This is a genomic window from Alteribacillus persepolensis (genome assembly GCF_900099605.1).
GTDB classification, from domain to species: domain Bacteria; phylum Bacillota; class Bacilli; order Bacillales; family Marinococcaceae; genus Alteribacillus; species Alteribacillus persepolensis.
In genome coordinates, this window is the sequence record NZ_FNDK01000001.1 from 20,693 (window position 1) to 34,430 (window position 13,738).

Below are 13,738 nucleotides of genomic sequence, written 5' to 3' on the forward strand. Positions count from 1 at the left end.
TGTTCAGCCGTTTATCATGAGTGCAAAGGAGGAGACAATATGGCTTATGTACTGCAAGTAGATTTTGACATGGAAGGCCCGTTTGGAGAAGAGATGGCAGAAAGTTTTGAAGGACTGGCACAGAGCATTAATGAAGAAGACGGGTTTATTTGGAAAATCTGGACAGAAGATGAAGAAACTAAGCAAGCAGGTGGAATTTATTTGTTTGACACAAAGGCACATGCTAAAAAGTATTTGGACATGCACACCGCACGGCTGAAAGAGTTTGGGATTGAACCGGTGCGAGCGAAAATTTTTCAAGTGAACGATGCACTGACAAACATCAACCACGGTCCTGTGAAGTAAAGAAAAAGCAGGCCTGGAATTGTTGAAAAACCAGGCTGACTTTGTCATAAGAACAGCGGCTGTTAAAAGGGTGTTCCCTTTTAACAGCCTTTTCTATGTCTGCTACGTAAAGTATTCCAATGATGCTTGCGGAAAAAACTCATTCATGGAAGCCTCTAACGTTTGTTTCATCTCGTTTTGTTCGTCTTTGGAGTAGACATACTTATAAATTCCATACCGTCCCCATTTCATTTTACGCTTTGACTCATCTAGTTCAAGCTTTGTCATTGGATAGTTTTTTTGAATAACACGTTTGGCCGGCTTTGTAAAACGATGCTGAATAAATTCAAACGTTACATTTTTTTTAGCTGCATCAGGAAGGCTGGCTTCTAATTTTTCAAACATATCATGATAGCCTTCTCTCCAGCCTTCGTGCAAATAGATCGGAGCGACGATAAAACCAAGTGGATACCCTGCTTGTGCAACTTTAGCTGCTGCTTCGATTCGGTCTTTTAAGGGAGAGGTTCCTGGTTCAAAATATTTAATAACATAATCGGCATTAATGCTGAAGCGAAAACGCGTTTTGCCGTTGTGTCTGGCATCCAGCAAGTGATCAACGTGGGCAAATTTTGTTACAAAGCGTAGTTTGCCGTATTTGGATTTTCCGAAATATTCAATGGCGTGTTTTAACGTATGGGTCAAATGATCAATACCGACGATGTCTGATGTACAGGAAGCTTCAAAGCGGGTAATGTCAGGGGCACGTTCTGACATGTATTTCTCAGCACTTTCAAAAATATCTTCGAGGTTGACGTATGTGCGGATGTAGGGTTTGCTTCCCATCGTTGTCTGCAAGTAACAATAATGACAATGCCCCATGCAGCCTGTTGCAAAGGGTATCGCATATTCAGCAGAAGGTTTGGATGTGTCAAACTTCAGCGTTTTTCTCAAGCCCAATACAAGCGTAGATTTCGCCATGCGGTAACGCTGAAAATCATTTTCTCCTGGAAGGTTTCTTATATGATTGTGTGAAGTGGTCTCTCGTATTTCAATGCCCATGTTTTCAAACTTGTTGACGAGCTGTTTGCCAAGTGAATAGTCAAGTGCGCGCGGCTCCACATACACTAACTGCGGAACGAATGGTTTAACCAAGAATATCCCCGCCTTCTGCGGAGCCAAAATAGTACTCATAGGCTTGCTCTGCTTCTTCTTCGGTACGATATATTGCTATATCATCTGTTAATGGGTAATACGTTTCGTATAAAAACAAAGCAAGCTCTTTTGGATGGTCCGGGTTGTTGACCACTGCTGCTTCTTGTACATGGAGTACATCTTGAGTATGCGGATTACGATACATCACATATACGACATCACCTGGCTGGTATGATTCTTGAACACTCATGCCCTCACCTACTTCTTTAAAGATTTACACTTAGTATGTTTGAATAAGAGAAAAAGATGTGTAGCAGAGATTTTTTGATGAATCAATCATAAAGCAAATGTCATAGAACTGCCGGTTGATGGAGTTCTTCTGGACTGCATGTTAAGATATGGTAGGAGTGTGAATATGGAGGGAAAACCATGGACTATATAATGGACTACATATACAATGCTTGGGATTGGTTTTTACATTTGCCATGGGTAGATATTGGTATTGCTGTTGTTATCTTTTTACTGTTTTTTGTGTTTCGTAAGCTGTTTACGACATATATTTTTAAAATTATTATGCGGTTTGCCAAAAAATCGCCGACTGATCTTTTTACGAATCTGCTGGTAGCTTTTGAAAAACCAATTCGCTTTTTCATCGGTATATTAGGGATTTATCTTGCGATTTTGTATTTGCCGATACCGCGTGAAGATCTAGGTGTTATACATACGATTTATCGTTCGGTTATTAGTATTTGTATCGGCTGGGGACTCTTCAATTACGTCTCCGCTTCATCGACGATTTATGATCGAATTTCGAGAAAAATAGAAGACGGCGCAGACAGCATGTTAATTCCGTTTTTATCAAAGCTTTTGCGGTTTATTATCGTAGCACTCACGATTACAGTGATTGCGTATGAGTGGAATTATGATATCAATGGTTTTATTGCTGGTTTAGGCTTGGGGGGACTGGCTTTTGCACTGGCTGCCCAAGACACGTTAAGCAACTTCTTCGGCGGTGTGATTATTGTAACAGAACGGCCATTTAAAAATGGTGACTGGATTCAAACACCCACGGTGGAAGGGATTGTAGAAGACATATCTTTTCGCAGTACGAAAGTGCGGACATTTGAAGATTCGCTTGTCACTGTTCCAAATCGTACATTGGCGCATGAAGCTATCACAAACTGGTCGGAGATGGACAAACGTTTAATTAGTTTTACCATCGGAGTAGAGTATAAAACATCGCGGGAAAAATTAGAACGTGTTGTGCAGCGTATTGAAGACATGCTTTATAATGATGAAGACATCGATAAGGAATTAATTATTGTAAGGCTTGATGAATTGGCAGCGTCGTCGTATGATATCTTTTTATACTTTTTCACGAAGACAACCGCTTGGGTCGAGTGGTATAACGTCAAACAGCAAATGATTTTAGAAGTCATACGCATTCTGGAAGAAGAGGATGTTCAAGTGGCATTTCCATCACGTTCTTTGTACATGGAAAAGAATGCAGCACCGTTTAAGGAGGCGCTTGGGGAACGGCCGCTCTCAGATGATGCAGCCAAGTCAAAAATAGATACAGAATCGTAACATTCCTGGCTTGAAAACGGGTAGAAATGGAAGCTTTTCCTATTCTATAATGAGAAAAGTAAAAAAGGCAGTCTACTTATTCTCATATAAAAGGAGAAGATGACATGGAACAACAAGAAACGTTTTCGTTGTTCAAAAGCTTATCCGTACACAAAGTATTAGAGCTGGTTCATTTGTTAGAAATATATAAAAGTGATGTTTTTGTGGAAAAAAAGCAAGTAATGGCAAGTGGCAAAAGTGTCCTTGGGATGATGTCGGTGTTTACGACAATCCGCATTGGTGATGAGATTACGATGTGGGCAAAAGGAGAAGATGCAGCCCAAGTATGCGCGGCTGTCCGTACTTTTCTAGAAGATTATCATACGATGGATACGGAGTTAGGTTTTTGGGAAGAAGAAGGCGTGGAAACAGTAGAAAAAGCGATGACAGGATCATTAAACCAATGGTCGCCCAACATCCGGCACGTTGCTAAGTCATATTTAAAAACAACACGATAAACATAAGAGAGAAGCTGTTTCAACAAAGGTATTTTTATCGTTGAAACAGCTTTTTGTATTAAGAGAAGATATACGTGTTTATTGTATCTCAAATGTTTCAAAGCGATGGAGCGGAAAGTAGCAGTGTGTCATTGGTCACTGGTGCTGGTGTCAGCGTTTTTTGTTAGAAAAGATAAAAACAACCGATTTGCCTTAGAGAGAGGCAAGTCTTTTTTATGGGCAATGCCAAGTGTTATCACAATAGGAGGGTCAAACGGAATAGCTGTTACATCTTCATCTTTGGAAACAACCATATTCAAAAACACTGAAACACCAAAATTTTTCGCAGTTAATGATTTTGCCATCGCAATTTGGTTGGTTTCAAACGCGATAGAAAGGTCTTTTTTTGTGGATGCACCGACTTGTTCAATGATACGGCGGTGATAGTAACCTCCCTTAAATACAATGAGCTTTTCATCTGCCAGCTGTTCAATGGATACAGCCTGATGTGCTGCCAGCGGATGAGAAGGAGAGACGACAAGCATTAATGATTCCTGTAAAAATGGATGAATGTCTAGATTGTTTGATACATCATCCACTACCACGGTGCCCATCTCCAGTCGTCCTTCAAGAATATCTCGTTCGATTTCTGTTGTGCCAGCTTCATAAATGTCAATGTCAATATCAGGATACTTTTCTTGAAACTGTGCTAATTTCTCTGGGAAGTAGTAGGAGCCAGACATCGAAGGAATACCAACTTGTACGGTGCCGCAAATACCTTCTTTCATATCGTGCAGTTCCTTTTTGGCTTGCTGTATTTTTTGTTGAATATCGATGGCGTGCTGTTTTAGCACGCGTCCTTCCATCGTTAAACGCACATGACGTTTTTCACGAATAAACAGCGGCAGTCCCACTTCGTTTTCCAGCTGCTGGATTGCTTTTGTGATGGCTGGCTGAGCAATCCGCAGCTTTCTAGCAGCTTTTGTAAAACTATATGTGTCGCATACTGTTAAAAAATATGTCAACTGTCGCAAATCCATCAAAAGCTTCCTTTCTATAATAAAAAGTTATGGTTTCTATATTTATTATATATTTTATTTATCATAAAGACAGTGCTAGCATAGAAGTCGGACACATCAACAGAGAAAGAAGGCAGGAAGATGATTGATGTAAAGACGAAAGAATTTTGGAAAGCAACAACTGCCTTAGGAGCAGCTTCATTTCTTATTTTTGCTAACATGTATTTTCCACAGCCGCTTCTGCCGCTCTTCACCGAAGAATTTGCAATTTCAGAAGCAGCATCGAGTTTAATCATTTCGGTAGCGCTATTTGTGTTAGGAATTAGTTTTTTCATCTACACAGCACTCTCAGATGCTTTTGGAAGACGAAGCATTATCTTTATAGCAATGGCACTTGGCACCATTGGGACACTTGCTATTAGTGCAGCACCCTCATTTGGGTGGCTGCTTGCAGCTCGGATTTTTCAAGCGGCCGCGCTTGCTGGCATTCCTGTTGCAGCGATGGCGTATATTAGCGAAGAGTACAAAAAGAAAGCGATGGCAGCAGCGATTGGGATTTATATCAGCTGTAACAGTGTCGGCGGCATGGGAGGGCGTGTGTTAAGCGGTGTGCTGACAGACCTTTGGAATTGGCGGATAGCTTTTGTTGTGATGGCTGTCTGCAGTTTCCTTTTGTTTGTATTGGTGTATATCCTTCTGCCGAAATCCCAACAATTTACGGCTCGTCCCTTTCAATTACGGGAAGTGCTGCACGATAACAAAGATCACTTGAAAAATCCTGTCATGCGGTATGCTTATATCATTGGCGGCCTGCATTTCCTTGTGTTTATCGGCATATTCAATTTCATTACCTATTACTTAAGTGGTGACCCATTTTTTGTTTCAACAGCAGTGCTTGGTTTGTTGTTTCTTACCTATGGAGCTGGAACGGTCAGCTCAACGTTAGCCGGAAAGGCCGCGCAAATATGGAAGCAGACATCTGCGGTATTTATCGGTGTCGCCCTCATGGTGTTAGCAGTTGTTTTGACGCTTATACCTTCCTTTCCTGTCATCATTGGTGCGCTGTTAATATTAAGTTTTGGCTTCTTTTTTGCCCATTCAACGTCTAGTGCCTGGGTGACAAGGCACGCTGATAAGGCCAAAGCAAGTGCATCTGGCCTGTATTTAACCTCTTATTATTTAGGAGGAAGCTTAGGAAGCCTGTATTATGGCTGGCTGTGGCCTGCTTTTGGGTGGTTTGGAATGGTAAGCGGCTCTCTGTTGGTACTTGTTATAACTTACTTATGCACAAAGAAACTGGCAGTGATGGAAGAAAGTGAGCTGCACAGCAGTACAATCGTTCGCCAAAGTGTGTAGTTTGTGTAAAAGAAATGTGTAAAACATTCTTGACCGTGGTAATAGATTATTAACAATCTACTTTTAAACCAATGGAGGACGATAACACGTGCGGCGTATAAGGTTCTTTTTCGTTTTCACGATGGCGGTTGTTTTAGGAGCGTGTCAAGAGGAGGCGAATATAACAGAGCAGTCCACACAGCCATCATTTGAAAAAACAGAGGCAGCTGTTGTCCAAAAAGAAGAAAATAGTGGTGTGAAGAGTGCGGTGGCGCCGGGAATGGAAATATCTGCAGTTCTTGATGAATTGCTGCAAACAAACAAGAAAGCTGTGGATGACTCATTCATAGGCAAGCAGAAACAAGAGCTTATAAAAAAATTCGGACAGCCGGATGAAACAGGCTGGTTTCAAGGTGGAGAATACGTGAAATATGACCAAGCAGCATACTTTTTAAAGCCGCAGTCAAACCAAATTCATTCCATGGCAGTAGAGATAAACGAGCATAATCATTTCCAAACAGAGAACAAAGAACAACTATTGGGAAAAGCGAGTGAGGCTTACTGGAACGAGATGAATAATCTATGGACGGAAGTCTATAAATTAAGCGACGGAAAGTTAATATTAGAGAAAAAATCGAAACAAGCAGAACAGCCTGTATATATATGGCTGGAACACGATTAAAAGCACCTCTGGAGCTAATCCAGGGGTGCTTTTGCGTATACGGCTGCAGTATACTGATTTAATTGTTTAAAGCTGTTTCTTGCGGCTGAAGAATGCTTTGTTGTATGTCTGCTGTCTTTTCTCTATTTTTAATAAAACATTCTATCTGTGGAACAGTTTCGTCGAAGACACGATGTTATTGAACAGACGGAAGAAGAAGAGGCTGAACGATAGATTGTTAATTACTTCTGTGTCATAACAGAAAATTCTTTATAAAATGGGCCACCTTGTGATATTCCTGTTAATTCAAGGTTTAGAGATTGAAAATTTACCATTCATTTTAAAAAAATGAATTTTTTCTCAAAAAGATGTTGCATAACAGAACGCTCTGTTATATTATAATAACCAACAGAACGAACTGTTTTAAAACAGATATACATAGGAGCAACCTTCAATAAGTAACAGGGTGCTGCCTCTAAAACACGTAAGGGAGATGAGAAACATGGGGAATTTACAAGCGGAAGCGAAGCAATTGCAAGAAAAGTGGGAAAATGAGGAGCGTTGGATAGGTGTTAAACGTCCTTATTCCGCGGAAGAAGTTATTAAATTAAGAGGATCGCTGCAGATTGAGCATACGCTGGCAAAGCGCGGGGCAGAAAAGTTGTGGAAGCTGCTTCACGAAGAGCAGTATGTGAATGCATTAGGTGCGCTAACAGGAAATCAGGCAGTTCAGCAAGTAAAAGCTGGTTTAAAGGCAATTTACTTAAGTGGGTGGCAAGTAGCAGCGGATGCGAACTTAGCAGGGCAAATGTATCCCGATCAAAGCTTATATCCGGCTAATAGTGTACCGAATGTAGTAAAACGTATTAACCAAGCGCTGCAGCGTGCTGATCAGGTGCAGCATATGGAAGGAAGCGGCGACATTGATTATTTTGCGCCTATTGTAGCCGATGCGGAAGCTGGTTTTGGCGGACAGTTGAACGTGTTTGAACTAATGAAGGGCATGATTGAAGCAGGGGCATCTGGGGTTCACTTTGAAGACCAACTTGCTTCTGAGAAAAAATGCGGCCACTTAGGCGGAAAAGTCCTTGTGCCAACACAAACAGCAGTTCGAAACTTAATCTCTGCAAGACTGGCTGCAGATGTGAGCGGCACAGATACAATTCTTATTGCACGAACAGATGCAGATGCGGCTGATTTAATTACAAGTGACATAGATCCAGCAGACCATGCCTTTATTACAGGGGAACGAACAGATGAAGGGTTTTATCGTACAAAAGCAGGCATAGATCAAGCAATTGCACGTGGGTTAGCGTATGCACCGTATGCCGATCTTATCTGGTGTGAAACATCAAAGCCAGATTTGGAAGAAGCGAAACGTTTTGCAGATGCTATCCATGAGAAGTTTCCAGGGAAAATGCTCGCATATAACTGCTCACCTTCGTTCAATTGGAAAGCAAACTTGGATGAAGAGACCATTGAAAACTACCAAAAAGAACTTAGTAAAATGGGTTATAAGTTCCAGTTTGTTACACTCGCTGGTTTCCACGCCCTAAATCATAGCATGTTTGAATTGGCAAGAGGTTATAAAGAGCGCGGCATGGGTGCGTACTCTGAGCTGCAGCAAGCAGAGTTTGCTAGTGAAGAAAATGGATATACTGCAACGCGTCATCAACGTGAAGTGGGTACAGGATATTTCGATGAAGTATCGCAAATCATTTCCGGCGGAACTTCTTCTACCACAGCAATGGCAGGTTCAACAGAAACAGCCCAGTTTCAAAAATAACAGAAATAATAGAAAAAGGACGTTATCCCCACGTGGATAGCGTCCTTTTTCACATTAGCTGAATTTCTTTTTGAAAGGTTTTTGTACGTTTCCTATTTACTCTATAAGCGGCTGCTTTCTCCCTGGATTGTTTTGGAGCGCTCCATAGCTTTTTGACGGTTTAAATACCAATAAAATGCTGCAGTCATGATTAAAACAAGAATGGCGCTGTAGGAAAACATCGCTTGAAATCCGGTGTGAGACACAACGATACCGAGCAGGTAAGAACCAGCAGCAATTCCAGAGTCGTACAACATGAAAAACGTAGCTGTGGCATGGCCGTTTCGGTGTTTTGGCACATCTTGAACGGTTAATGATAACACACAAGGTAAAATGGTCCCGTAGCCGACGCCAATTAGAGCAGCGGAAAGCAAGAAAATCCAGCCGGTTTCGGCAGTGCTTAATAAAACAAGACCGACCGCAAATGTAAATAAACATGGCAAAATGACAATCATTGGACCGCGTCTGTCAAATAAACGCCCGAGAAAAGGCCGGAAGACGAGCATTGTTACGGCAAACACGAGAAAGAAATAATTAGACAAGTGCGCTAAACCGATGCTTTCTGAGTAAACAGAAAGAAAAGACAGAATACTGGCATAAGCAATGGCGACAAGAGCACTTAACGTCGATATCGGAAGTGCTTTTGTTTCGATAAAATCTCGAAACGATAGCTTTTGTTTGTCTTGCGGTTGTTTTGGTCCATCTATGTCTATAGCTGGTTTTTTGATTGTAAAAACCAATAGTAAACCAATAAGTACAATGAGGTTTAGGCACATAAATAAATAATAAAACGGCAAAAATTGAAGCAGTGTCAGCCCTAAAAATGGTCCGGCAACGACAGCTAAGTTCATAAACATCATAAAATAACCGAGACCTTCACCGCGTCTTTTGGAAGGAAGGATGTCTGCTGCAAAAGCAGAAGTAGCTGTTGTGAGAATTCCAAAAGAAATACCATGGATAAAACGTAAAAGAAGTAGTAATGAGAATTGGGTTATACCCATGTAAGCGAAGGTGGTAATCGCAAATGCAAACAAACTGATCACAAGCATATTTCTTTTTCCGTACCGTTCTAAAAGCTTCCCGGAAAAAGGACGGATAAGAATGGCAGAAAGCAGCATGGCCGTTACAACGAGGCCGCTTTGAACTTCACTGCCGCCTAGTTCATTAACGACAAACAGCGGCAGGGTGGTTAATAAGGTGTAAAAGATGACAAACACAATAAATTGAATGACAGAAAGGTTAATAAAATCTTTTGTCCATATTTTTGCTGAGGTTTCGGGGTTGCTCATCTGTATCACCGCTCCTTTTTGTCACCTAATTTGTTTAACAGATGATAGAGTTGTTGCTGTTCGCTTTCAGATAAAGAAGCGACATAAGATGCTTCATATTGCTGAATAGTCTGTTGTATGTCAGGAAGCTCCTGTTGAGCTCTGTCGGTTAACACAACAATGCGTTCTCGTTTGTCTTTGCCAGGCACGCGTTGTACCCAGCCGCTTTTTTCCATTCTAGCCAGCGTTCGTGTAACGGTGGGGGCTTCTACGTCCAGGTACTGCCAAATTTGGGTTTGGGACATCGGCCCTTTTTGGCTTAGTGTGTATAAAATGGTCCATTGTGAATTGTACAGTTGATGCTGTTCAAGCACTTTGTTTAGCTCTTTGGATAAATGACGCACTTTTTGATGTAATAAATGAAATAGAAAATGGGTTTCCATGATTCATCCTCCAGAATATTTACCTAGGTAAATAATTAACACAACTATAAGTATACGGGTGCTAGAACCCTTTGTAAATGGGTGTTTATCATGTTAGGGTTTACAAAAGAAAAGAGTGTGTTTTCTGACGAAGAGAGTGAGCGTTTGCAAATGGGAAGAAGAGATGTATGTGCAAAGGGTGCTGTTTTATCATCTGTGCTGGGAAAGTTTAGGTGAGGGAGCAATACATACACGCAAAGAAACTTCCTAACGCGGAATCTATGGAAATGATTCGAGCGGCGATAAACGTTTCAGAAAGGTGTATGGAAAAAGAAAATCGTGTGACATCAGAGCGGCCAAAGGGTGTTTGAGGTGAGCAAATCAAAAAGAGAAGGAGCTTTACCCCTTCTCAGAAAGCCTTGGAAATCCTGCAGAAAACGACGTGCATATCAAAGTTTTTATGAACATAGATAAAAGGATGTTCTGCCTTTCATCTATGTTTGGTCGTTGTTGCGGCTATTCGTCGAGTTTTTTCTCGGCAAGGAGAATGCCGTCTTCATCAGCATACACCCACTCACCCGGTTTCCAAGCAGCGTTAGCAAACAGAAGCGGTATATCGTTTTGACCTTCTCCTTTTTTTACTGATTTAAAAGGGTTGGTGCCTAATGCAAAAATACCGACTGGCATCTCATTAATTTCGCCGGAGTCACGAATGCAGCCGTTGATAATGACACCAGCAAGGTTTCTCTTCTCAGCGATAGCTGCTAAATTATCTCCCATGAGTGCACATCTTTTCGAACCGCCGCCATCTACAACAAGAACGCTTCCTTCTGGAATTGTTTCAAGTGCTTTTTTCACAAGGACATTGTCTTCAAATACACGAACTGTGTGAATCGGTCCGGAAAAAGATTTCTTTTGGCCGAACACGTAAAAAACATTATCAGCCAATCGAACACTGTCTTTATGTACGTCACAAATATCTGCTGTTACACCCATTTGTATACAATGCCTCCTTCAATAAAGTCTCACATAAACTGTTCGACATTTTCCTCTGTATTTCCTGCTCGAAATGGGATAGAATGGTTTCTTTCTTTCTTTTCCTGTGATAATCTATTGAAGAGAATGGATAAGGAGGATATTGAATATGAAGCAGATGGATGCAAATGAAATTATTAAATTTATTTCTGAAAGTGAAAAATCCACTCCAGTTAAAGTACATATAAAAGGAGATCAGTTAGAAAATATTGGCTTTGGCAATGAAACCAAGTCATTTATCACTGGAAATACTGGTGTCTTGTTTGGCGAATGGAAAGATATTAAGCTTGCCATTGAAGAAAACAAAGACAAAATTGATGATTATGTTATCGAAAATGATCGGCGCAATTCGGCGATTCCATTGCTTGACTTAAAAGATATTCCAGCACGTATTGAACCAGGTGCGATTATTCGCGACCAAGTTGAAATTGGAAAAAATGCTGTTATTATGATGGGCGCGTCAATTAACATCGGTTCTGTTGTCGGTGAGAATACTATGATCGATATGAACGTGGTGATGGGAGGCCGCGCGACTGTCGGCAACAACTGCCACATTGGTGCAGGATCTGTACTTGCTGGTGTTATTGAGCCGCCGTCCGCACAGCCGGTTATTGTAGAAGACGGCGTTGTTGTTGGTGCAAATTGTGTTATTTTAGAAGGTGTAACGGTTGGAGAAGGTGCTGTTGTTGCAGCAGGAGCGATTGTAACAGAAGATGTACCGCCAAATACAGTTGTAGCAGGTACACCGGCACGAGTCATTAAAGAAATTGATGAGCAGACAAAAGGAAAAACAGAAATGAAGCAAGAACTTCGCCGTTTAAATGAGGAATAAACACAAGACCCAACACCATACAATGTAGTTAGATAAAAGAAGGAAGGCTGCCTGGCGTTTGTAGTTGGGCAGTCTTCCTTTCTACCTTGCGTGGATTGGAAAGGATAAATGTTGATTCTACACTGTTTGCAAGGGTTGTCATCATCTCCGCTTTTTTAGTTGGACGGCTCTTTTGAATTGTTTGGCGCAGGTAACGCTTTAGACTGACAGGGGGAAATCTATCCTGATGGATTTTCAGCTGCTTTTCCTGCAGGTTCTTTCCCCTGACCCGTCACCAGCTAGATAACAGGTAAGAAAACCTCGGATTGTCGCCGAATCTCTATGGCGGAAGCCGCTGCTTTTCTTATCCTTTCATCCTTTTACCAAAGGTAACCTTTCCTGACGTGCAAACAAACACATCATATATGCATCTCAATATTTATACAAAAACCTTTAATGCAGGTAACTCATCGACATCATTAACATGTTTTAAAAGTCCGTATACGTGCAATGAAGTAGCCGCCTGCTCCTGTTGGCTCAGTGCTAGCCAAGTTTTCCTTAAAAGAAGGGTTTAAGGCACATAAGGTAAATAAAACTATCAGGATGGAAGGAAGGACGAAAATGAACTGGATGGAGCTCGACCAGGAATATATTATGCCGACGTACAACCGTTTGCCGATTACAGTAGATAAAGCAGAAGGCAACTATTTAATAGATGAGAGCGGAAAGAGGTACTTGGATCTTTTTGGCGGTTTGGCTGTGAATGTGTTAGGCCACTCTCACCCTCATTTGATGGAAACGCTGCATCAGCAGTCCAGTAAATTTTTACATGTATCAAACTTTTTTCTCAACAAACCGGCTATCACACTGGCTCATCGTTTGATTGAGCATTCGGTAAAAGGAAAAGTATATTTTGGGAATTCAGGAGCTGAAGCAGCAGAGGGTGCTGTAAAGTTGATTCATAAGTGGAGCAAGCAGCAAAGCGAGGAGAAAAGTGGTGTGGCAGTGTTAAAGAACAGCTTTCACGGCCGCACGCTCGGGGTTATCCGCATGACCCGCCAGCCTGGTATTTATCAAGATTTCCCAGCAGCTGATTTTCCAGTATACGAGGCAGAAGCAGAAGACATTGCTTCTTTAGAGAACATCTTCAACGAGAAACAGCCAGCTGCACTATTGATGGAGCCGGTGCTTGGATCAGGCGGTATTATGCCTTTGTCATCAGATTTTTTACAAAAGGCAGAAGCGCTTTGCCGTCGTTATAACGTACTCTTTTGTATGGATGAAATTCAAACAGGGATGGGACGTACTGGTGAATTATTTGCGTACCAGCGTGCACAAGTGACACCGGATATTATTTTGTTTGCCAAAGGAATTGGCGGCGGCTTGCCGCTTGGTGGCTTTATTGCTCGATCTGGTTTGGATGGTATGTTTCAGCCGGGGGACCACGGCACTACATTCGGGCCGTCGCCGTTAAGCGCAGCTCTTGGTAATGCGGTGCTTGATGTTTTAATGGAGCAAGGTGGTTTAGAAGAAGGAAGAGAAAATGCAGAGTACTTATGGAAACAGTTAGAGTCTTTGCAGCAAGAAACAGGCGCTATACAAGACATTCGCGGTGCCGGAATGATGCTTGGCATTGTGCTGGATGCTGACGCAAAGGAAGTGAAAAATATTCAGCAGCGCTTATTGCAGCGCGGTTTCATGATAAATATTACGCAAGGAACCATTATTCGCCTGCTTCCCCCGTTAACGTTAAACAAAGAGGAAACGGATGCCTTTGTGGCTGCGCTGAAAGGCGAGATAGCCAGGGAGGAGGTGTAGTGGAC

The 13,738-nt window shown here is 41.7% G+C and carries 14 protein-coding genes; 8 read left to right on the forward strand and 6 right to left on the reverse strand.

The window, feature by feature from the left end; translation table 11 throughout:
• Nucleotides 1-39: 39 nt before the first annotated feature.
• Nucleotides 40-345, forward strand: coding sequence for a monooxygenase (locus BLT18_RS00090; protein ID WP_091270147.1), 306 nt, complete (start codon nucleotides 40-42; stop codon nucleotides 343-345).
• Nucleotides 346-447: 102 nt separating this feature from the next.
• Here the strand turns inward: BLT18_RS00090 and splB are convergent, their stop codons facing one another.
• Both splB and BLT18_RS00100 read right to left on the reverse strand, forming a co-directional pair.
• Entirely contained in the window at nucleotides 448-1,476 is a 1,029-nt protein-coding gene (gene splB / locus BLT18_RS00095; RefSeq protein WP_091270148.1) for a spore photoproduct lyase, read from the reverse strand.
• Nucleotides 1,469-1,726 (reverse strand): transcriptional regulator SplA domain-containing protein, encoded by a 258-nt coding sequence (locus tag BLT18_RS00100; protein WP_091270149.1) that lies wholly within the window; start codon nucleotides 1,724-1,726, stop codon nucleotides 1,469-1,471. Before BLT18_RS00100 ends, splB begins: the two co-directional genes overlap by 8 nt.
• 179 nt (nucleotides 1,727-1,905) lie before the next feature.
• On the opposite strand from BLT18_RS00100, the gene BLT18_RS00105 reads away from it, so the two are divergent.
• Entirely contained in the window at nucleotides 1,906-3,063 is a 1,158-nt protein-coding gene (locus tag BLT18_RS00105; RefSeq protein WP_091270150.1) for a mechanosensitive ion channel family protein, read from the forward strand.
• A 104-nt stretch (nucleotides 3,064-3,167) separates the two neighbouring features.
• Nucleotides 3,168-3,560: an HPr family phosphocarrier protein gene (locus BLT18_RS00110; protein ID WP_091270151.1), complete on the forward strand. Its 393-nt coding sequence runs from the start codon at nucleotides 3,168-3,170 to the stop codon at nucleotides 3,558-3,560.
• 128 nt (nucleotides 3,561-3,688) lie between these two features.
• On the opposite strand, the gene BLT18_RS00115 is transcribed toward BLT18_RS00110, so the two are convergent.
• Nucleotides 3,689-4,579, reverse strand: coding sequence for a LysR family transcriptional regulator (locus BLT18_RS00115; protein WP_091270152.1), 891 nt, complete (start codon nucleotides 4,577-4,579; stop codon nucleotides 3,689-3,691).
• A 120-nt stretch (nucleotides 4,580-4,699) separates the two neighbouring features.
• Here BLT18_RS00115 and BLT18_RS00120 point away from each other — a divergent pair, with 120 nt between their 5' ends.
• From BLT18_RS00120 to aceA, 3 genes are all read left to right on the forward strand, one after another.
• Complete coding sequence (locus tag BLT18_RS00120; RefSeq protein ID WP_091270153.1) at nucleotides 4,700-5,914, forward strand: MFS transporter; 1,215 nt, start codon at nucleotides 4,700-4,702, stop codon at nucleotides 5,912-5,914.
• Between the two features lie 88 nt (nucleotides 5,915-6,002).
• Nucleotides 6,003-6,575, forward strand: a complete 573-nt coding sequence (locus BLT18_RS00125) for a DUF4309 domain-containing protein (protein WP_091270154.1) — start codon at nucleotides 6,003-6,005, stop codon at nucleotides 6,573-6,575.
• A gap of 481 nt (nucleotides 6,576-7,056) precedes the next feature.
• Nucleotides 7,057-8,340 carry an isocitrate lyase gene (aceA, locus tag BLT18_RS00130; RefSeq protein WP_091270155.1) on the forward strand — a complete coding sequence of 428 codons (1,284 nt, stop codon included), beginning with the start codon at nucleotides 7,057-7,059 and terminating at the stop codon, nucleotides 8,338-8,340.
• A gap of 101 nt (nucleotides 8,341-8,441) precedes the next feature.
• On the opposite strand, the gene BLT18_RS00135 is transcribed toward aceA, so the two are convergent.
• The 3 genes from BLT18_RS00135 to rraA all read right to left on the reverse strand — a co-directional run bounded on the left by BLT18_RS00135 (nucleotide 8,442) and on the right by rraA (nucleotide 11,065).
• Entirely contained in the window at nucleotides 8,442-9,668 is a 1,227-nt protein-coding gene (locus tag BLT18_RS00135; RefSeq protein WP_091270156.1) for an MFS transporter, read from the reverse strand.
• Between the two features lie 5 nt (nucleotides 9,669-9,673).
• Entirely contained in the window at nucleotides 9,674-10,090 is a 417-nt protein-coding gene (locus BLT18_RS00140; protein WP_091270157.1) for a MarR family winged helix-turn-helix transcriptional regulator, read from the reverse strand.
• 495 nt (nucleotides 10,091-10,585) lie between these two features.
• Nucleotides 10,586-11,065, reverse strand: coding sequence for a ribonuclease E activity regulator RraA (gene rraA / locus BLT18_RS00145; RefSeq protein WP_091270158.1), 480 nt, complete (start codon nucleotides 11,063-11,065; stop codon nucleotides 10,586-10,588).
• Nucleotides 11,066-11,213: 148 nt separating this feature from the next.
• On the opposite strand from rraA, the gene dapD reads away from it, so the two are divergent.
• Both dapD and BLT18_RS00155 read left to right on the forward strand, forming a co-directional pair.
• A complete protein-coding gene (gene dapD / locus BLT18_RS00150; RefSeq protein ID WP_091270159.1) occupies nucleotides 11,214-11,936 on the forward strand; it encodes a 2,3,4,5-tetrahydropyridine-2,6-dicarboxylate N-acetyltransferase in 723 nt (240 codons plus the stop codon).
• Between the two features lie 600 nt (nucleotides 11,937-12,536).
• Nucleotides 12,537-13,733: an aspartate aminotransferase family protein gene (locus BLT18_RS00155; protein WP_091270160.1), complete on the forward strand. Its 1,197-nt coding sequence runs from the start codon at nucleotides 12,537-12,539 to the stop codon at nucleotides 13,731-13,733.
• Nucleotides 13,734-13,738: the final 5 nt, after the last annotated feature.